Genomic DNA, 20,778 nt, shown 5'->3' with positions numbered 1-20,778 from the left:
CGCTTTGGCTGTGGTTCTAAAATTTAATATTTGAAGAAATTCTTCCCCATATTTGACTGGTTACCAAACTACAAAAAAAGTTATCTGTCTGGTGATGTTTCAGCAGGAATAACCGTTGGAATTATGTTGATTCCGCAGGGAATGGCATACGCGATGATCGCCGGTTTACCTCCGGTTTTTGGGCTCTATGCTGCTCTTTTACCTCAAGTCATTTATGCTTTAATGGGGACTTCGCGTCAAATTGCCATCGGTCCTGTGGCGATGGATTCGCTGATTATTGCTTCCGGATTGGGAGCGCTTTCGCTTAGTGGGCTTGATGAATACATTGCGATGGCCATCTTTCTTGCGCTATTTGTTGGGATCATTCAGATCTTGATGGGATTTTTAAAAATGGGCTTTCTCGTCAATTTTTTGTCTAAGCCGGTGATCAGTGGTTTTACTTCTGCGGCTGCATTAATTATTGGTATCACGCAACTTAAACATTTACTGGGTATCAGCGTCACCAGTAACAGGACCTTGCCAATTATAAAGCAAACGTTGGGACAACTTGATCAGATCAATCCGGTTGCAGTGGTTGTTGGCCTTACAGGAATTGGCATTATGCTCTTGATCAAACGTATTAATAGTCAGATTCCGGCTGCTATTGTGGTGGTGGTTTTTGGGATCGCTCTGGCCTACTTTACCCCCCTTACAAATTATGGTTTACTATTAGTGGGTAAAATTCCGCAAGGACTACCCGGCTTTGATATTCCCACAGTGCCTTGGGAAGATCTTGGTCAGCTTTTTACACTTGCCCTTGCGATGTCTCTTATTGCTTTTATGGAAGTTGTTTCCATTGGTAAAGCCTTAGAAGAAAAAGTCAAATCCAATACGATAAAGCCTAATCAAGAACTTATCGCATTAGGAACCGGGAATATAATCGGTTCGCTGTTTCAATGTTATCCCACAACCGCGGGTTTTAGCCGAACCGCTGTAAACTTTCAAGCCGGTGCAAAAACAGGTGTTGCGGCATTCATAAGTGCAAGTCTTGTTGCACTCACATTGCTTTTTCTCACTCCGGTGTTTTACTATTTGCCCAATGCAATTTTGGCTTCGATCATTATGCTTGCGATCACCAGTCTGATCGATTTAAAATATCCTAAGGAGCTCTATAAAAACCAAAAGGATGAGTTTTTTTTATTAGTGACTACATTTATCATTACGCTGTTTGTAGGTATTCAAGAAGGAATCATTCTTGGCGTTTTATTTTCATTGCTGCTGATGGTTTATCGAACTTCAAAACCACATATGGCTGTTTTGGGTCAAATAAAAGGCACTACTTATTTTAAGAATATCAACCGTTTTGCAACTGATATTATTGACCGAAAAGACATCTTAGTCGTTCGTTTTGATGCGCAGTTATTCTTCGGAAATAAAGATTATTTCTATAAGGAGTTGAAGAAACACATCAAAGCTAAAGGACCTGATCTAAAAACGATTATCATTAATGCCGAAGCGATCAATTACATTGATAGTAGTGCGATCTACATTTTAAAATTTGTGATCTTAGAACTGCGTCAAAAAGAAATCACGCTGATGATCGCCGCTGCCACAGGTCCTACACGAGATATTCTATTTAAAACCGGAGTAACCGAATTATTAGGTGCCGAAAACTTGTTTGTTCGTGTTGTGGAAGCTGTAGAATTTATTGATGGCATACATCCGCGTACCGAAATTGAAGATCGCGTTTCCCGACAAAAATTCTAACTAATTAAACTTATAGGTACCGGCCAGAATCGCAAACCGGTGTGGTTCATTTCCTTTTATTTCACCTTCGGTATAATTCCATTTTAGACCTATAGCATAGCGTTTCTGTGAAAAAAATACACCAACGTGTCCGTTTAAAATCCTGTGATTTACCAGGTTTTGCGGAACTACTTTTTCGCCTTGCCCATTAGCGTTTTCGATGGTCGCATTAAATGCTGAAAAATTCATATTAAAACCGGCTTCAAGAAAAATTTCGGTTTCACCATTACCTAGCAAACTCTGTTGCCGTGCCACAGAACGCCCAATTGCATTAAACTGCCCAAACCTAAAATAAAGACCTTGCTCAAAAAAGGTAAAGATATTTCCTGCGGAAATTCGGCTTAAACTGTACAGGTTGAGCCATTTTTCAGTAAAAATATCCTGAGCATAATTAGCCCTCAAATTAAAACCAAACTGATTCGGGATCTGGTCTTCCCATTGATCAACAAAAATATCCTTAGAAAATTTTTGATGAATAAAATTCTGAATATCGCCGGCGTGAACAGCTGGTCCTAAAATCCCCAGATCAACTTTTAATTGTAAAAACACGTTTTCAAATCCGTAGTTATTCGCAAAATCTAAATAGCCCCAACCGGCATAGGGCTGTCTGGTTTTTACAATTTGATAGGTACGCGCATAATCTGGAGTGTATGCTTGGATATGCGCCGCTATATAATGACTGAATGCCTTTTTATTCGGAAAAAGCTGAGTGATTAAGTTCGTTTGTTTCGGTCGCCAACCAAAGCCTAAATGAATTCCGTACGTATAATGCCAATCTGTACGTGTGCCAAAAATCGTAAAATCGTTATCGTGACCTGCCAGCACTTCGTATTTATAGGCGGTGTCTTGCTGTGCTTTCAGTAGAAAAGGAGTCATAAAAAGCCACAGGGCAATACCGATTTTTACAATCTTCATTGGTCTAAACTAAACAGTTTTAAATTTAAACATAACCGCTTTCATAGGAATGTCAAGATTTGATTAAATTTAAAAAGCACGAGTCCATTCTATAAAACTATGTCACAAGCAGCAGCTCTGGCGCAAAGACTACAAGAAGTAATTCTTGATGGTACCTGGATCGCCAACACAAATTTTAAAAAGGAATTGAATACGACCTCATTGGCGCAGGTTTCCATACCTATTAGATCGTACAATACTGTCGAGGTTCTTGCACAGCACATTCATTATTACATCGCAGGTGTAAAGCAGGTTTTTCTTAGAGGTGAACTTAGCATCAGCGACCGATTTAGTTTTGATTTTGAGCCTTTACAAAGTGATCAGGAGTGGCAAAATTTTTTAGCCCTTTTCTGGAAAAATACCGAAGAATTGATCGCATTAATCCAACCCCTTAGCGATGCCCAACTAGACGCTATTTTTGTGAAAGAAGCATACGGAACTTATAAACGCAATATTGAGGCGCTTATTGAACACAGCTATTATCATCTGGGACAGATCGTACTACTGCTAAAAACCGAAGCATCAACGTAATTTTACAGCCTTGAAACCGACCTATCCTACGTGGAAAAATATCTAAAGATCATACAGGATTCTTTTACGGGTTATTTTAATTACCTGATAGAAGAGATCACAAATCCCGGGTGGACCAACTATTTCTACTGGCTGCTTGGATTGTCTTTACTTGTTTTTGCATTTGAGATCATAATTCCCTGGCGTAAAAAACAGCCTATTTTCAGAAAAGGTTTTTGGCTTGATGCGTTTTATATGATCTTCAATTTCTTTTTGTTCTCTTTGATTGGTTATAACGCGCTTTCTAATGTAGGTGTTGAACTCTTCAATGACTTTTTAGGACTTTTTGGAATAGATAATCTGGTGGCGATCGAGGTTCAGGACTTTCCGGTGTGGGCGCAACTTTTAATCATGTTTATCATCGCTGATTTTATCCAATGGAATGTACACCGAATGCTGCATCGTGTGCCGTGGTTATGGAAATTTCATCAAGTGCACCACAGCGTAAAAGAAATGGGTTTTGCTGCTCAGTTTCGATTCCATTTTGTTGAAACTCTAGTTTATAAAAGCGCGCAGTATATTCCGCTGGCAATGATAGGTTTTGGGATCGAACAATTTTTTGTGGTGCATATGTTTTCGGTGTTTATCGGGCATTTAAACCACGCCAATCTCGATTGGAGTTACGGTCCGCTGGGTTATGTGTTGAATAATCCGCGTATGCACATTTGGCATCACGCTAAGGCACTCCCACCGGAGCATAAGTACGGAATGAATTTCGGTTTGAGTTTGAGCATTTGGGACTATCTTTTTGGTACCGCATACGTTCCTAAAAGCGGAAAAGATATAGAGATAGGTTTTGACGGCGATGAGCGCTTTCCACACGATTTTACGGGACAACTCACCTACCCTTTTAAAGAGCATTCTCAAAAGTAGATCTACTCCAATTCTTCGACCATTGGATGGTACGAATTTTCAAAATTTATGAAAGACTTTTAACAAGAAAACCTAGTGTTTCCGCCGGTCCAAACCAAGATTGGGTTGTAATTTTATAGCAGGAAAAAGCAGCGTACCGCTTTTGCTAAAATTCTCCAATACCTGCTCTCATGGATGTAGAACTTCTCGCCCGAATACAATTTGCCTTTACAGTAGCTTTTCACTATATCTATCCGCCTTTAAGCATAGGAATAGGCCTTTTAATGGTGGTTTTTGAAAGTTTATATGTTAGAACAAAAAAGGAAGATTATCATATTCTCGCAAAATTTTGGACTAAAATCTTTGCGCTCACCTTTGGAATCGGTGTCGTTACGGGTATCGTAATGGAATTTGAATTTGGTACCAATTGGGCCACCTATTCGCGTTATGTAGGAGATGTTTTTGGTAGCGCCCTCGCTGCCGAAGGTATTTTTGCCTTTGCTCTTGAAAGTGGTTTTCTTGGCGTTTTACTTTTTGGCTGGAACCGCGTTAAACCTTGGGTTCACTTGGTTTCAACAATCGGCGTATTTCTAGGTTCTATGTTTTCTGCAATATGGATCGTAGTCGCAAACAGTTGGCAACAAACGCCGGCAGGATATCACATTGTAGGAGAAGGTATGCAAGCCCGTGCAGAGATCACTGATTTTTGGGCAATGGTTTTCAATCCGTCGAGTGTAGAACGTATTTGGCACGTTTGGCTGGGCGCTTTTCTAGCGGGAGTATTTTTAATTCTTAGTGTGCACGCCTATTATATCTTAAGAGGACGTTACGTGAGCATTTCAAAAAAAGCATTTAAGATCACACTTATCATTGCTACTATAACTTCGCTCGCTCAACTTGTAGCAGGGCACGCTTCGGCGGAAGTTGTAGCAGAACATCAACCGGCAAAATTAGCTGCACTAGAAGGACATTATGACGAAAGCGCTGCGGCTGATATGTATTTGTTCGGTTGGGTAGATCAGGAGAAGCAAGAAGTGACTGGTTTAGCGATTCCCGGCGGACTTTCTTTTTTATTAGATCAGGATTTTGAAGCTCCAGTAACCGGTTTAAATGCTTTCCCCGCAGATGAGCGCCCTTCTCAGGTAAATGCTGTTTTTCAGTTTTATCACCTTATGGTTGCCATCGGTATGTTTTTGATCGCGCTTACCTTATATGCTTCGTTTTTACTGTGGAAAAAGAAATTATTTACTAAAAAATGGTTGCTGTGGGTTTTTGTATTTACTGCACTGCTTCCGCAGATCGCCAATCAAGTAGGCTGGTTTTCAGCAGAAATGGGAAGGCAACCTTGGGTTGTGTACGGTTTGTTGCGTACCAATGAAGCTTTTTCACAGGCAGTCACAGCAAATCAAGTATTATTTTCGCTCATTCTATTTTTTGCGGTGTACGCCCTACTCTTTTTACTTTTTGTATATCTGCTGAATAAAAAAATAAAACACGGACCTTATGAAGAGGCTAATGACGAGGATGACGATCGACCGTTAACTAAAGAGATCAGCGAAGTAGTAACAGGATAACAGAATAGTATGGAAACAATTTTAGGTATAGATTATCCCACCTGGTGGTTTTTAGTAATTGGTGGTTTATTCTCAGGCTATGCGATTTTAGATGGTTTTGATTTTGGCGCCGGGGCTTGGCATTTATTCTTTAAAAAGGAGTTGAATCGCCGTATCGCGCTTAATGCCGTTGGTCCTGTTTGGGATGGTAATGAAGTTTGGCTAGTGATTGGCGGCGGAGCCTTATTTGCTGGGTTCCCAGTGATGTATGCTACACTTTTTTCTTCATTGTATATCCCGTTTATGCTGTTTTTGATCTTTATTATTTTCAGAGCAATTTCCATTGAATTTAGAGGAAAAGAAGAAATGCTTTGGTGGCGAAGACTTTGGGATGTGAGTTACAGCATTTCAAGTATTATGCTTGCATTTTTGTTAGGCGTTGTTTTAGGAAATGTGCTGCAAGGTTTTGCTATAGGTGAAAATTATCAATACACAGGATCAGGCTTTTTTGAATTTTTGAATCCGTACGCGATAATGACCGGTGTGACGACACTCGCCCTATTTATGGCGCACGGAGCGATTTATCTTTTACTAAAAACCGAAGGCGCAATGTTTGATCAGCTTACAAATCTGCTGCAAAAAGGAATGATCTTTTTTATGGTAAGCTTTGCGATCACTACACTTTACACGCTGCTTTACATTCCGCATTTGTCTGATGATTTTAAAAGTGCTCCTATCCTATTTGCCGTTCCTGTGCTCACCTTTTTGAGTATTGCTAACGTACCGCGTTTGGCGAGTAAAAAGAATTATAAACTGGCATTTTTCTTTTCGTCACTCACCATAAGTTTATTACTAGTATTGGTTGCCGTAGAGCTGTATCCCAACCTCCTTTTTTCAACTGTTGATCCTAAATACAGTCTGGATGTTTATGAAGCTGCATCTTCTGAGCGCTCTCTGGGAATTATGCTCTTATTTGTAGCAATCGGTGGTCCGTTGGTTCTAGGATATACCTTTTTCGTTTACCGAACTTTTAGAGGAAAAGTTAAATTAGACGATCACAGTTATTAAACACATCTGAATAAGAATTAAGCGGATTTTAAAGCATAAAAAAAAAGCCCCTAGTAAAGGGGCTCTTTGCTGCTCAAGGTATAAAACACACTTACAATTAACCTTTAAACAGTGTCTTGTTAATTTTTGGTTTCGAGTACTAGGGTAACTACCGCTTTTTTGGGAATCTCAAATCCGTTTTTGGTTTGTAGTGGCGTCAATTCAAGATTTGCCTCTGCTGAAGTCACGTAACTTTTTGCGTCATACGATTCGGTATAGTTGCTCAGCCTAATTGCTTTATTTGTATTGCTGTCGTTTACAAAAACAAGAACGGTTTTATCTTTTTCCGGACTTCTAAAAGCAGAATATAAAAAGTTCTCATTCAGCGTGTTTGTTTCAAGATCTTCAATGCGAATGCGTGTATAGCCGGGACGAACAAACCTGCTGTAATTACCAAGCGTCCATAGCATTTTACTCTCTAGAACCTCACCGTCATTTTTATTTTTATCAATGTAAATCAAACCATCTTTATAATCATACGGTGAAATAGCCGTCCACCAATGCCAGGCACTCGCATTAGCCACAACAAGATCGGTATTGATTACTTTGGCCATATACAGCGCCGAAGTCATCCCAAGATCTCTGCCGTTACCTTCGATCTCACCGGCATTATCGCCAAGAATACAATATTCACTCATCCAGAAATGAAGATCAGGAATTTTATTTACCGCGTTAAAAAGTGTTTTGCGCTGTTTTACCAGACTTTCAAAAGGCGAAGTCGTAAAATAACTATGCGCAGAAACCGACCTGCTCAGGTACTCAAGATCGCCTACATATTCGCTTGAATTCTCATCAAAGAAGGTTTGGATCACATCTGCTCTACCTGTTTTGTTTCCATTTTCAAAAAGATAATTGAGTTGTGCCGTTTCTGGAATATCAATCAAGGTATGCTGTAGCTTACGCGATTTTAGCTCTTGATTGAGTGCCACAACCAAATCTTTAATCTGATTGTTCCAAAAAGGAGTACCCTCCTGACTACCATCGGCCCAATCCCATTGCGGTTCATTTACAGGACTGATGTAATCAACTTCAAGTCCCATAGTATCAAATCCTTCGGTCACATCTACCAGGTATTTAGCAAAGGCTTGGGTGTTAGTTGCAGCTAGATTACTTTCTTTTTTATTGCTGGTATATGCCTTTCCGTTATTGGTGAATTCAACCGGCGGACTGTTAGAAAAAAGAAGTAACTGCTCAACACCACGCTCTTTTGCCGCTTTAGCAAACCAAACTTGTCCGCTTTGTTTAGTCCAATCATAGGCGCCATTTTCCGTAAGAAAACTTTCAGCTCTGCGCCATTCATCGCGAATCCCGCTAGACTTTCCTTGTTCTGCGCTTCCGGCTCCTAAATTCAATCTCCATAAGCTAAGACCTATTCCTTTTGGATTTCCCTCTTGATCCATTTGAGTACTGAATAAGAGATCAGCTATTTGCTCGCGTTTATGTATAGGCCAATTTTTCCCCACAAATTGTACAGACCAGGCATCTGAAGCACCAAAATTGTCAATCTTTTGAAAAGTCTCTTTAGGATTCAGATGAAGCTCTATAGCTTCTTCAATAGGTCCCGTAGCTTGATCACTCTTTTTAAGCTTGAAACTTGCAAAGGCAATAATTCCGCCTAGCGCGAAAACAAAAAGTACTATTTTAACAAATTTAAGCTTCAAAACAGGTTTTTAAATTTTAATATCCATTCGGTATTCAAAAGTGATTTTAACTACTACTTTTGTTGCATACAATTTTCACTATTTCGATTGAGTAAGATGCGGTATAAATTGGTTGAAAGTGCGGTGCTAATTGTTCAACATAGATAAACACTGGGATGAGGCATCCCTTTTTTTTACCTTGTTTAAAGTTTACACACACAAATATGATTTTTGCATGAGAGCAGCTTTACTAAGTGTTCTGATTTTTTTAGGTTTTCAACTTTCTGTATTCGCGCAAAAGGACGCTCAAGAATATAGTGATCTGTATTTCTATCAAATAAACTCCAGCGATGGTCTGTCTAATAATGTCATCAATGATATCACTCAGGATTCCTTAGGCTTTTTATGGATCGCAACCTATGACGGTTTGAATAGATATGACGGGACGCAGTTTTTAAAATTCCGAAAGAATATTGCAGATGAAAAAACCGGAGTCTCTAATAATTACATTCAAGAATTACAGCTTTTAGATAACAACAGGTTGCTTATTGCAACCGATGCAGGTCTTAATATTTATGACTTGACCACAGAAACTTTTAAAGTGCTTACCACCACCGACGGTTTATTGAACAATAGCGTGAGTGCTTTGACTTTAAATGAGCAAAAGCAACCTATCATTGGCACTTACCGTGGTGGAATTCAATACCTGTCATCTCTAGCATTTAAAACCCTAGGTTTGAGTAAAGATGGTGAAGCCTTATCTTCTAACGAAATCTCGTCAATCGCAGCACAAGGTGATTCTGTACTGTGGGTAGGAACCTACGATAAAGGACTCAACAAAATCACCCGTAAGCAAGGAATATACACTTCTGAAGTGATCGATATCCCACAATTAAAAAACGCTACAGTTTATCAAGTATATATTGATAAAGCACAAAATCTCTGGGGCGCGACCAATAAGGGTCTAGTCGTGATCACTCCTACTGGAGACTATAAATTTTTAAATAAAGGAAACACTTCAACCTCAGGTTTGAGTGATAGTGATATCTTGTCTATCGTTGATGATCAACACGGAAATCTTTTTGTAGGAACGCGGTATGGCGGTTTGAATATTTTAAACAAGCGATCATTGTTAACTGAAAATATTCCTCTGGATATCCAATGGTATCAGCCAACTAACGACGGGGCTAGTGTTTTTGACAGATCTGTTACCAGTCTTTTTATCGACAAAGATCAAGGCATGTGGATAGGTACGCCTACAGGATTAAACTACACGAATTTAAAGGGTGAATTTGCCAAAACCATAAGTGAGAATGGCAGTTACCCCTATGCAATTAGTGACGATCGCGTGAGTGCTATCGCTGTAAAATCTAATACGCAAGTCTGGGTAGGTACAGATGGCGAAGGTCTGGATCTGTATGATCTCAATACGGGAAAGCTTAAAACCTTTAGTTCGTCGAGTAATTCTGCCAATCCACTTTCCGGAAATAGTATTCTCGCGTTGTTGCCAGATGGTGATGAACATATATGGGTAGGAACCTATCAAAAAGGATTGAATTATCTCAATCATAAAACCGGAGAGTCGACGTATTTTCTTCAAGGAAGCCAGCAAGACGGTAACGATGTGCGCACCTTATTCAGAAGTAAAAATGGTACCCTTTGGGTTGGAACAAATCGCGGCGGACTTTTTAAATATGATGATTCTCTAGAAGACTTCATTTATGTTTCTGATTTAGAAAAGCTAGACATTCGGGACATTGAAGAACAGGATGGGTATTTATGGCTAGCGACTTTTGGTTCAGGCCTTATTAGGTATAATCCATCTGATGGAAGCGCTATTTATTACAACAGCGATAATATCAAGAACCTAAACACCAATATTTTTTTCACTTTAGAAATTGTAGACGATTCAACCATTCTTTTAGGAACGCGTTATAACGGTCTTAAAATCTTTGATCCCAAAAATGAAACAGTTAAAAGCTACAGTGAAAATGATGGCTTGAGCAACAACACTATAAACAGCTTGTTGCTTCAGCAAGATCAATTTGTATGGATTGGCACCTACACCGGTATTGATCGTTTTGATCTGAAAAACAATGTGTTCAAAAACTTTACAGCGCTACGCAATGTGCAAAATGAAGGTGTTGGGCCTATAGCTTCTACAACTGACGGAAAAGTTTTTGTGGGTGGATTAAAAGGTCTTCAAATTATTGATGTAAGCGAACTTGAACGCTTAGAAGGTGATCAAAACATTGTCTTTAAACAGCTCAATGTACTGAACAAAGTAATTACACCCGAAGAAAATTCGGTTTTACAAAAAGCGATTACCTACCAAGATGCGTTAGAATTTGACTATTTTCAGAACGCCTTTTCTATTCATTTTACCGCATTAAAGTACCCATTGGGGAATACGCTTTCATATTCGTATAAACTTGAAAACTACAACGACTTCTGGATAGACACACAAGAGGGAATAGCCAACTTTACAGGAGTTCCTCCCGGTGATTATATCCTTAAAGTAAAAACCGAATCAAGCTCTGGTAAAGAAATACTCAAAACGCTGGCAATAACCATACATCCTCCTTTTTGGAAAACACCGCTGGCCTATGTTATCTATATTTTAGCACTTGTGCTTATCATTTATCTTATCTCGCGCTATTTTTCTGAACGTTTAAAACTCAAAAACAGATTAATTCTAGAGCAACAGCAGCGGCAATTAGAGCACGAACTCAACGAAGAACGTTTGCGTTTTTTTACAGCTTTTTCGCACGAATTAAAAACACCGCTCACGTTGATTCTTGCTCCGCTTGATAATTTGATTACAGATGCCAACAATCGCAGCCTCAAAAAACAATTGAATATCATTAACCGAAACGCAAAAAAATTATCTGCTGCGATCAACAAATTGTTAGAGTTTAGAAAGTCTGAAGAAGGCTTGAGCAGACTTAATTTGAGCGATCATAATCTTTCGGCGAATCTTAAGAAATGGGTAAAAAACTATGCTCCTCTGGCAATTGATAAAAACATCACAATCCGTACGTTTATTGAAGAGTCTGAACAACGTTATCTTTTTGATATCGAAAAACTCAAGGTCATTATAAACAATTTGCTGTCTAACGCTATAAAATATTGTGATGATGATGGTAGCATTGAAGTTCATTTATACATCAACAAGTATACGATAGATATTTCTGTAAGTGATAATGGTGCAGGGATTGCCCCACAAGAATTAGAAGAAATTTTTAGCTGGTACTATCGTTCTGAAACTGCAACTCAAAAAAGCGGAACCGGCATTGGCCTTGCACTTTCCAAGCGCTTTGCTGAATTGCATAACGGAAGTCTAAAAGTAACCAGTACACCCCACGTAAAAACAACCTTTATGGTTGAAATTCCTAAGTTAATTCCGGAAGCAGAAACTATTTCTACGGCAACACCAAAAGAGGAAAATTCAGTAGAGACCAAAGATTTACACTTAGCTACGGAAATTGTAAATGCTGAAAAAGATAACACCAAGTCTATTGCTTCCGCTGAAAACAGGGCTTTAGTTATGGTGATCGATGATAATCCTGATATTCTTAACTTTTTAGATGAAATTTTAAAAGGAGATTATGATCTCGTCTTTGCGAATAATGGTGAAGAAGGTATCAAAAAGGCGCAAAAATTTGTTCCTGACCTTATTATTTCAGATATCATGATGCCCAAAAAAACCGGGATTGATCTTTGCCGTGCATTGAAAAATGATCTTGCGACAAGTCATATTCCTATTATTCTACTTACGGCAAAAGGTAATCTGGAAAGCTTAAAGACGGGGTATGAAGAAGGCGCTGATGATTACATCTCTAAACCCTTTCAGCCTCAATTATTAAAAACGAGGATCTCAAACCTTTTACGGAATCGCGAGGCTGTTCAGCGCTTTTTGCAAACCAAAGAAAAGAAGCAGCAGCCAGAAGAAAGCAATTCCCCAGCACTGAACAAGGAAAAAGAATTTTTAGCAAAACTAGATGCGATCATTCATGCGAATATTGGCAGTGAAAACGAGAATGTTTTTGATATCGCCAAAGAGCTTGGAATGAGCCGAACCTCACTTTACCGAAAATTGAAATCAATCACGGGTTACAGTATCAATGAATATACGCGTAATTTAAAACTGGAAAAAGCCGCTGACTTGATCGAGAATCAAGAATACTCTGTTTCTCAAGCGGCTTATGAAGTTGGTTTTAACAGTCCAAAATATTTTAGAAAGATCTTTAAGGAAATGTATGGCAAATTGCCTTCTGAGTTTAAGTCTTAATTATTTTCTGGAAAGCGATGCAAACTAGCTGAATCATTATTACGAGTAACCAAAAGTTTTTTTGTACCCGAGGCAAAATGCAGTGTATTAAGGTCGCGAATATCACCTCGCAAATTTAATTGTGCAGTTTCTTCAAGTGAAAACCACTTTCCATTTTTAAACTGTAGTAAGCTACCAAAAGAAGCATCCATCTGTCCTAAGCTTATTTTGAATGGAAAGAAATTACCCGCTGCCAAGACTTCTTTTATACCATCATTATTAAAGTCTTCTATAATAAAATCTTGCACTACTGAAGTTTGTGCTGCTTTGGGTAAAGGCTGCAAATCAAATGAACCTTTACCTGTATTTACTAATACTGAAGAACGCAATTCTTTAATATCAAGAACAAATCGGGGTTTGATTTGTGCTACTTCGAGTAATTCTTCTGTGGTGGTTTTAGCATAATCTTCATAGTACGGAAAGTGTTTTTTCAATCCGGGAGCTTGAGCAATGAGTTCGTCACGACCGGCTAGTGGATAATTCCTATGCTGAATGTAATACGATAAGATAGGATCAATTCGGCCATTATTATCAATATCCTGAATATAGTAGCGCATAGGTTCTTCTACCGAAGCTTTCAATTGCGAATTGAGCCCCATATTCCCCAATAAATAATCTGTGTCTCCATCATTATCAAAATCAAATGGAACAATCGATGTCCACCAACCTGTGCTGTTATTTAAGTTGTAATCATCACTTTTTGACAGATTTCCATTGGTATTAAGAAGGATCGTAACCGGCATCCACTCTCCTACCACAATAAGGTCTGGTAAATCATCTTCATTAAGATCATCCCAAACCGCATCAGTAACCATCCCTAGGTTTTCTATATCATAATTGCGTTTTTCTTTAAAGGCAACCATATGCTTGTCGCTCGTATTTTCAAGCAACATACTTATAGGACTCATTGGGTAATTCTTTCCGCTTATTCTGCCTCCTACAAATAGGTCCAGATCTCCATCATTGTCAAAATCCGCAGCTTTTACAGTTCCTCCGCTGAAACGCATATCGGGTAGAGCATCTTTGGCTTCAGAAAATTTTGCATCGCCATCATTAAGATACAACCGATCTTGATAGAAATCATTTCCGTTAAATTCTTCATTTCCTCCGCTCACCACATACAAGTCTAAGTCACCATCTCCATCAGCGTCAAAGAACAGGGATGCTAAATCTTCTTGTGTTATTGCTTGAGGATCAAGCCAGGGTTGATTGTCATTAAAGATCTCCACCGTACCGTCTGGTTTTCCCAGATATAATACTCCTGGTTGATCTTTTGCAGCTTCAAAATAGATATCGTCGTTACCATCATTATTGAGGTCTGCGACACTGGCATTCCCGCCCAGCATGGAGGCTCTATAGAGAATTAAATTCTCACTATTAAAGTCTTGGTACGAATTTTCCTGATGGGTATAGCTTAGCTTAGATACCGCAGTTACATCTTTTAAAATGGTCTTCGATTCTTCAGAAACGGAATCAATATTTGCACGTGCATCCTTCTCATCAATAACTAGTGTTTGATCTACTTTTTCATTTTTAAGCCCTGAAATTTTTCCTCCGGGCCATATTATTTTAAGTTCCTGAATGAGCTGAATATCTCCTAAACCAATGGTCAACACCGGTTCTACCGAAGCTTGATACCCTCTGCCGTAATAGGCCTCTTGAAAAATGCTTGTGGTATCATTCAATTGAAGCAAAATTTTTGCTCCTAGAGCTTTAGTATTTTTTGAAGTCCCCTTAAGCACGATCTTCAAATAATGATGTTTTCGATTTTCGGCAGTATTCTCATATAAATCTATTGGAGCGTTGAGATTATTCACGATCAAATCGAGGTCACCGTCATTATCAAAATCGGCATAAGCTGCGGCATTAGAAACCGTTTTCTTTTCAAAACCCCAAGCTGCCGTCTTATTTTCAAAATGCGCTTCACCCTTATTTTGATAGATATAATTAGAAACTTTGGTCGAGGACATTTTACTCACCAAAAGTCCAATATCTACATTGGTATTATTTTGCTGTGCTTGACTAATCGCCTCATTTACGGTATAATTGGTAAAATCGAGATTACTGAAGTCTCTCAAATAGCCGTTAGTAATAAAAATATCTTTAAGACCGTCATTATCAAAATCGGCTAATAAGGGAGCCCAGCTCCAATCGGTATTTGAAATGCCGGAGAGTTGTGCCTGTTCGCTAAAAGCTAAACTTGAATCTGCCGCGACACTTCTGTTTAATTGAAGCGTATTCCGCATATATTGATGATGGTAACCGCTGTCAACAAGAGTGCGTTCTCTATTGAATTGATCAGGACCTTTAAGCACTTTCTGTCGGTAATTGTCTTCTGGCAACATATCAAGAACCAAAACATCAGGCTTTTGATCATTGTTTAAATCGGCAATATCAGAACCCATCGAAAATTTTGATAAATGCCCGAATGCTGACTTTGAAACTTCTTTAAAGCTTCCATCCTGATTATTGATATAGCAAAAATCCTGCTCTACATAATCATTCGTCACATAGATATCAGGATAGCCGTCATTGTTTAAATCGCTAATAGATGCGCTGAGTCCGAAATTTATTCCGGTTCCCTTAATACCTGCTTCTTCTGAAACCTCAACAAATGAGTTTCCTCTATTTTCAAAGAGTTTGTTTCCATAATAGGGATGTCTGATATTTCTCAGCGTTTTGACATTTAATAGCGTGTTGTAAAATTTATTGGCGTGATTGAGTAGAAACATATCTAAGTCTCCATCTAAATCATAGTCTAAAAAATAAGCTTGCGTGCTAAAGGTTCCAGATGCATCTAAGCCATACTCTTTCGCCATTTCTCTAAAAACCGGAATACCTTCTGCGTTATTTCCATGATTGATAAATAAAGCGTTAGACCTTCCTTTGTATTCCTTTATAATAGGCTCTGTATGACCTTCCCCTTTTGCATTTCCGGAGTAGGATAAATAAATATCCATCAATCCGTCACCATTTACATCAGCTGCGGTAACGCCTGTTTTCCAGCCTTCTTCTTCATTAAGTTGAGCTGAATTTGTTACTTCTTTAAATTGCCACTGGCCAAGATTGAGAAACAATTTATTCTTGACTTGATTTCCTGAAAGATATACATCGGCGTATCCATCGTTATTAAAGTCTGCAACAGCAACGCCGCCACCGTTATAGAAATATTCGTAAGTCATCACATTTTGCTCATCGCTCTCTGTGAGTGTGTTTTCAAAATTCAGACCTGCTTTTTGAACATCAATTTCAGTAAAAAGCTTTTTTTCTTCACAAGATAACAGAAGAAAGCAAGTGCAAAAAATTCCAAAAAAGAAATTATACCGTGTCATGACCAGAGGAATTTTGTATCAATATACTATTGATATTTAAGGTGCTAGAAAGTTTATTCTTGTTGCTTACTTTAAGCTGATTTTTTTCTTGAATAATTGTTCGATCAAAATTTCTAATTTACAACTCTATACATATAACAGAGTAGCTGCATCATTCAGTGATTTGAATAAAATTAAATACTATATAATTAAAAAAGAGGCATCCAGGATGCCTCTTTTGAATTTGATTTATTTATTCGGCTACTATGATATCCCAAGATCTGATATTACAAAATCTTCCGGGAGTTTCACCCCATTGTGTTGTGATTTGACCAATGGTTATGGTCATCGCTTCATCTACTGTAAAATTCAGACTGTAGGTGTACTCTGTACCCAACGCACTATTAATTCGCTTTTGGGCTAAAACACTGTCTGAGGTAAGCACATCTGCAACATCAGGTAATGTTTCGCCTTCTGCAACAACAAAGAAGGAACCTCCTGCATCGTCTAGGCTATGGTTTGTATCCCTAATCAGCACATTAAGTGTATAGGATGCAGGCTCAACCATCACACTTTGGTAGATCTTACCGTTAGTAATTGCGGGAGCTCCCCATCCTGATTCAATATTAAAAATATTGCCGTTCCATTCATCCCAGCCACCTTGACCATTATGAATTTTTACAGGGTCTGTCGTGGTCCAATCTTCTAAAATCCCCCATCTACCAGCTGTTGATACTGCCTTAAATGGAATTGCAGCATTAAGAATAACCGGTTTAGAAATGGGCGTAAAAGATATGTACTCAGTATAGAAAGTGTCAATTGCCGTTTCTTCTGGAATAAATACCGTACGGTACTTATAGGTAGACTGAGGTTTATAATCTAAAATTGATTTGAAGTCCTCTTCAATAGCCACAAAGGTTGTCACTTGGTTATCAGAAGTATTGGTGTAAATAATCTCTGTGCCGATGACTCCTGTTGTCAAATCCATCGATGCATATTCTATAGATAAACTATCCTCAATCAAATTATTTGCTACAACAGGGCGATTAAATAAGGTGTTCTGATAACGCTCGCCATAAACAACACCTGTAATATTTGAAGCCAGCGATTTATTACCTTGATCATCATAGGTACGCAACTCAAAATTATAGATATTTTCTTCTATTCCATCAATTATCACTTCAAGAGTATCAATACCCTCTGATCGAGTAACTGGTACTGCAACAGAGTCTCTTTTATCATTCCAAAATACTCAAAATTGTGTGATTTTAGGGTCTGCATTTATAATACCCTGTATCATTATTCTATTGTTACCAGAAAAGGTTTTCAACGAATCAATCTTCTCTGTATAACTAATTTCTCCACCTGCTGTAAACTCTTTGTAGTCGTCATATTCTTCGCTCGTACACGACCAATATAATGAGAGTATGCCAGCAAATGCAAACAGTATATATTTATAAATATTCTTCATTTTTCTGATTTTAAAAGTTAGAATTACCATAAACCTGTAGTTCTGAGATTCCCATAGAGTATGTTCCTGCCCAATTATCTATCATATGTATTCTTATGTATCTCACAGGCTCTGCATTTGGGTCAATATCCCAACTAAATCCACTATTAGCAGCTTCAAAATCTTCACTAGTGCTTTGTCCATAAGGCAAGCCAGAAGGTTTGACTTGTTCATAAGAACCTAATAAAGTCCATTTATCTAAATCTCCCGTTGGTTCAAGCTCTGCAGAACCATAAATTTCAAATTCTTTCATACACACGTTATAGTAGTATTCTCTACCTCCATTGTAATATTCAGGGTAATCCCAGATTACAATACGACTTAGCTTTGTTAATTTTCCAATATCAAAACTTGTAATATGTGTGTCTTCTAGAAAGTTACCTTGTGTTAGATAACAACGTGGCCAATTAAGTATATCATTATCCCACATCCCACTTTTAGGGGTCGAATTGTGACCTGGTGCATCGTTAGGTAATCGTAAATCTCCATAATTTGATTTTGGGATGGCTTCTTCAAAAAGAGGTGTTATCGTCCTTTCTAAAGTATCTGTATAGTTAAGCCAGCGATCACGAATAGTAAATGCAAAATCTTTAGCAATAGTATCTAAACCACGTATTCTGCTTTTAATATCATTTGTAGAAGTATAGATACTGTTAGGACTCGCTACATAGTCACCATCTTCATTTTTATTTAGTACCAAAATAGCTAAGTCCATTCTCTCCGGGTTTTCAGCGTTGATGTAAATTCCACCGAAAGCTTCTCCTACATCCAAGCTATTATAAACATCAAAAATGGGAGAAGGTAATGGATTTACGGTTATACTCACTGGATCTGACTCTACCTCACTACGATTTACAGCTACCACATCAACATTTATATCATCATTTCCGGTGAAACCTTCTAACAGCATAGCGTTTGAGTAATATGAAGATTTAACTTCCATCTCTCGACCTGTGGGTAATGTATAATTTGCTTTTATATAGAGTAAATCTTGATCTTTCGGTAAAGTATATGTAAGCCGCGCTTTACCTGGTAAATTTTCTACCTTAATATTAGTTACTTGCTGTGGAGCTATACTGTTAGACTCCAAAGGTATTTGTTCTACTTCTTCAGAACAACTACATAAAAGCGCCAGCACAAAGGCAAAGGCAATCTTTTTTAAAATAATCGTTTTCATATTGCTAATTTTTAATTTTACCAACCTGGATTTTGAACCAGATTTGTGTTTCTTATTAAAGAAGTTTCACTTAGTGGCCAGAAATAATCTCTGGGAGATACAAAACTTTGCAGATGAATGGTGCGCACTTGATAGTATGACGCCTCATCATCACCAAATACATTCCAACCTTGAACATCGTCATTGAATTCTTCGACCGCTCTTTTCCATCTTAGTAAATCCCAATAGCGTTGACCTTCAAATGCTAATTCAATCATACGCTCTTGTTGAATAATACTTCTTAAACCATCTTGTGATAGCGGCTTGTTAGGATTGACCGAATGATTAGCCCACGACTCTACAACTCCATCTAGACCTGCTCTATCTCTAATGAGGTCTAAATAGTTGTAAACATCTGAACTTGGACCTTGGGTTTCATTAAGAGCCTCTGCATACAAGAGGTATAACTCTGCCAAACGCATCTCTGGCCAAGCATAGTTTTCAAAACTACCGCCATCATTGCTAAAGGTCATTCTCCAATTAACTAATTTCTTACAATAGTACCCTGTCTCATTAAAAAAGAAAGGATGATCACTTCCTGAATAATCACCAAATTTTCCTTCAATATGCCATTTAGTTTCATCTCCTAGAGCATCGCGTTTATACCAAGTACTGCCATCAAAACCTAAATCTGCATAAAATCGAGGTTCTCTATCAAAATTTAATCTTGAAGTTCGATATCCCTCTTCAATGTTAAAACGTTCTTCTGGAGTAGCCTCTCTTAATTCTCTAATATCATTAAAATCGTAATTACGATCTTCTGTAATTGGTACACCATTATCTGTATAAAACAGTTTTGCCATTGTTATTGTTGGCGATAATACCTTACGCGCTACACGCGTATTATGACCTACCTCTAGTGGTGCCATGGCACTTGCTTGTAGTCCATCTTCACCAAGAGTAAGACTTTGTGTGTTTGGCCATATAATTTCTATACTCTCTGGGTCTGTAATAGCATTTCGTATACTCAATTTAGTGACGGTAGTATCTGTTAAATCAAACCCTGTCACTGACTCATTAAATTCAAAAAGCCTCAAGCCTGATGCTTCCGCAGCATCTATTGCATCTTTAGCTGCGTCTGCAGCGAGTTGCCACTTGTTAGGCTCATAGGTGTTATTATAAAGAGGTGTTCCATCTTTATTTACTACAACAGCTAAATCCTCATTACCATTATAAAGAGGACTCGCTGCCGTAACCAATACTCTTGCTTTTAATGATCTTGCTGTAACTGAAGTAATTCTCCCCAATTCTGTATTGATATCCGCAATTACAGGAGGAAGTACTGCTGCTGCCTCGTCTAACAATTCAACTATATATGCTATAGCTTCATCATATGGGGCTCTTGTAACATCAAACTCTTCGGTGGGAGCATCTATTGAAATATTCTCTCTCATAACAGGTATTGCTCCATAGAATTTTGTCAAATAAAAATGATAATACGCCTTGAGGAATTTAGCTTCAGCTATCCATCGTTCTCGTTCTGATTGAGTAATATCAGGTACGTTATTTTCATCAGACATATTCTCTATAAAAATATTACAGTGCCTTATTCCATCCCAGATCTCTGGTCCGTCGTATGGAGCTCCTGCTTGATATTCTCCTTGCCACACATTAAAATACGGGTTTGAAACGCGCTGTCTTCCAAGAGCTATTTCTAAGGCAAAATAATCCCCATTTTCACGATTGTCAGGGACCCACATTTCATCCCCTGCTAAAAATCCTGCATTTCTACGAGGGTCTCCTAAACGTGGCATATAGGAATAACAAGTAAATAAGTACTTCTCAGCCTCTTGTCTCAGATTAAAAACCTTGTCAACGGTTGCTAATCCATCAGGTACTACGTCTAGATAATCATCTTGGCAAGAATATGTACTGTTCAACAAGACCAGCAATAATAACGCCCCGATTCCCTGCTTAATTAATTTTTTAAATATTATAGTCTTCATCTAT

General features: G+C 38.3%; 12 protein-coding genes and 1 pseudogene. 6 read left to right on the top strand and 7 right to left on the bottom strand.

Annotated elements, in window-relative coordinates; genetic code table 11:
• The first annotated feature begins 30 nt into the window (after positions 1-30).
• On the top strand, positions 31-1,746 hold the full coding sequence (locus BUA96_RS07365) for a SulP family inorganic anion transporter (RefSeq protein WP_072981877.1): 1,716 nt from the start codon (positions 31-33) through the stop codon (positions 1,744-1,746).
• Here BUA96_RS07365 and BUA96_RS07360 read toward each other — a convergent pair whose 3' ends face one another.
• Positions 1,747-2,700: a lipid A-modifier LpxR family protein gene (locus tag BUA96_RS07360; RefSeq protein ID WP_072981875.1), complete on the bottom strand. Its 954-nt coding sequence runs from the start codon at positions 2,698-2,700 to the stop codon at positions 1,747-1,749. It lies immediately after the preceding gene.
• A gap of 99 nt (positions 2,701-2,799) precedes the next feature.
• Here BUA96_RS07360 and BUA96_RS07355 point away from each other — a divergent pair, with 99 nt between their 5' ends.
• From BUA96_RS07355 to cydB, 4 genes are all read left to right on the top strand, one after another.
• Positions 2,800-3,270 (top strand): DUF1572 family protein, encoded by a 471-nt coding sequence (locus BUA96_RS07355; protein WP_072981873.1) that lies wholly within the window; start codon positions 2,800-2,802, stop codon positions 3,268-3,270.
• A 30-nt stretch (positions 3,271-3,300) separates the two neighbouring features.
• Positions 3,301-4,182 carry a sterol desaturase family protein gene (locus BUA96_RS07350; RefSeq protein ID WP_072981872.1) on the top strand — a complete coding sequence of 294 codons (882 nt, stop codon included), beginning with the start codon at positions 3,301-3,303 and terminating at the stop codon, positions 4,180-4,182.
• 170 nt (positions 4,183-4,352) lie between these two features.
• Positions 4,353-5,735 carry a cytochrome ubiquinol oxidase subunit I gene (locus BUA96_RS07345; RefSeq protein ID WP_072981870.1) on the top strand — a complete coding sequence of 461 codons (1,383 nt, stop codon included), beginning with the start codon at positions 4,353-4,355 and terminating at the stop codon, positions 5,733-5,735.
• Positions 5,736-5,744: 9 nt separating this feature from the next.
• Positions 5,745-6,782: a cytochrome d ubiquinol oxidase subunit II gene (gene cydB, locus BUA96_RS07340; protein ID WP_072981868.1), complete on the top strand. Its 1,038-nt coding sequence runs from the start codon at positions 5,745-5,747 to the stop codon at positions 6,780-6,782.
• A gap of 119 nt (positions 6,783-6,901) precedes the next feature.
• Here cydB and BUA96_RS07335 read toward each other — a convergent pair whose 3' ends face one another.
• On the bottom strand, positions 6,902-8,482 hold the full coding sequence (locus tag BUA96_RS07335) for a glycoside hydrolase (RefSeq protein ID WP_072981866.1): 1,581 nt from the start codon (positions 8,480-8,482) through the stop codon (positions 6,902-6,904).
• Positions 8,483-8,696: 214 nt separating this feature from the next.
• Between BUA96_RS07335 and BUA96_RS07330 the strand changes: the two genes are divergently transcribed.
• Positions 8,697-12,752: a two-component regulator propeller domain-containing protein gene (locus tag BUA96_RS07330; RefSeq protein WP_072981864.1), complete on the top strand. Its 4,056-nt coding sequence runs from the start codon at positions 8,697-8,699 to the stop codon at positions 12,750-12,752.
• Here BUA96_RS07330 and BUA96_RS07325 read toward each other — a convergent pair.
• The 5 genes and pseudogenes from BUA96_RS07325 to BUA96_RS07310 all read right to left on the bottom strand — a co-directional run bounded on the left by BUA96_RS07325 (position 12,749) and on the right by BUA96_RS07310 (position 20,774).
• Positions 12,749-16,123, bottom strand: coding sequence for a VCBS repeat-containing protein (locus BUA96_RS07325; RefSeq protein WP_072981863.1), 3,375 nt, complete (start codon positions 16,121-16,123; stop codon positions 12,749-12,751). The genes BUA96_RS07330 and BUA96_RS07325 overlap by 4 nt on opposite strands.
• A 232-nt stretch (positions 16,124-16,355) precedes the next feature.
• The gene (locus BUA96_RS17395) at positions 16,356-16,853 is read right to left on the bottom strand and encodes a DUF5013 domain-containing protein (protein ID WP_262490507.1); all 498 of its coding nucleotides are present in this window, start codon (positions 16,851-16,853) and stop codon (positions 16,356-16,358) included.
• Between the two features lie 69 nt (positions 16,854-16,922).
• Positions 16,923-17,573, bottom strand: a pseudogene (locus BUA96_RS17390) (DUF4998 domain-containing protein); the annotation flags it as partial.
• 10 nt (positions 17,574-17,583) lie between these two features.
• Complete coding sequence (locus tag BUA96_RS07315) at positions 17,584-18,789, bottom strand: DUF4959 domain-containing protein (RefSeq protein WP_072981861.1); 1,206 nt, start codon at positions 18,787-18,789, stop codon at positions 17,584-17,586.
• 17 nt (positions 18,790-18,806) lie between these two features.
• Positions 18,807-20,774 (bottom strand): RagB/SusD family nutrient uptake outer membrane protein, encoded by a 1,968-nt coding sequence (locus BUA96_RS07310; RefSeq protein WP_072981859.1) that lies wholly within the window; start codon positions 20,772-20,774, stop codon positions 18,807-18,809.
• Positions 20,775-20,778 lie beyond the last annotated feature (4 nt).

It is taken from the genome of Leeuwenhoekiella palythoae, assembly GCF_900130045.1.
Taxonomy (GTDB): domain Bacteria; phylum Bacteroidota; class Bacteroidia; order Flavobacteriales; family Flavobacteriaceae; genus Leeuwenhoekiella; species Leeuwenhoekiella palythoae.
The sequence above is the reverse complement of the archived record's forward strand: the minus strand, read 5'-3'. Positions and strand labels throughout refer to the sequence as shown.

Coding starts and splice junctions, on each gene's coding strand:
- BUA96_RS07360 (WP_072981875.1), bottom strand. CDS start 2,700: ATGAAGATTGTAAAAATCGGTATTGCCCTGTGGCTTTTTATGACTCCT.
- BUA96_RS07355 (WP_072981873.1), top strand. CDS start 2,800: ATGTCACAAGCAGCAGCTCTGGCGCAAAGACTACAAGAAGTAATTCTT.
- BUA96_RS07345 (WP_072981870.1), top strand. CDS start 4,353: ATGGATGTAGAACTTCTCGCCCGAATACAATTTGCCTTTACAGTAGCT.
- cydB (WP_072981868.1), top strand. CDS start 5,745: ATGGAAACAATTTTAGGTATAGATTATCCCACCTGGTGGTTTTTAGTA.
- BUA96_RS07330 (WP_072981864.1), top strand. CDS start 8,697: ATGAGAGCAGCTTTACTAAGTGTTCTGATTTTTTTAGGTTTTCAACTT.
- BUA96_RS07325 (WP_072981863.1), bottom strand. CDS start 16,123: ATGACACGGTATAATTTCTTTTTTGGAATTTTTTGCACTTGCTTTCTT.
- BUA96_RS07315 (WP_072981861.1), bottom strand. CDS start 18,789: ATGAAAACGATTATTTTAAAAAAGATTGCCTTTGCCTTTGTGCTGGCG.
- BUA96_RS07310 (WP_072981859.1), bottom strand. CDS start 20,774: ATGAAGACTATAATATTTAAAAAATTAATTAAGCAGGGAATCGGGGCG.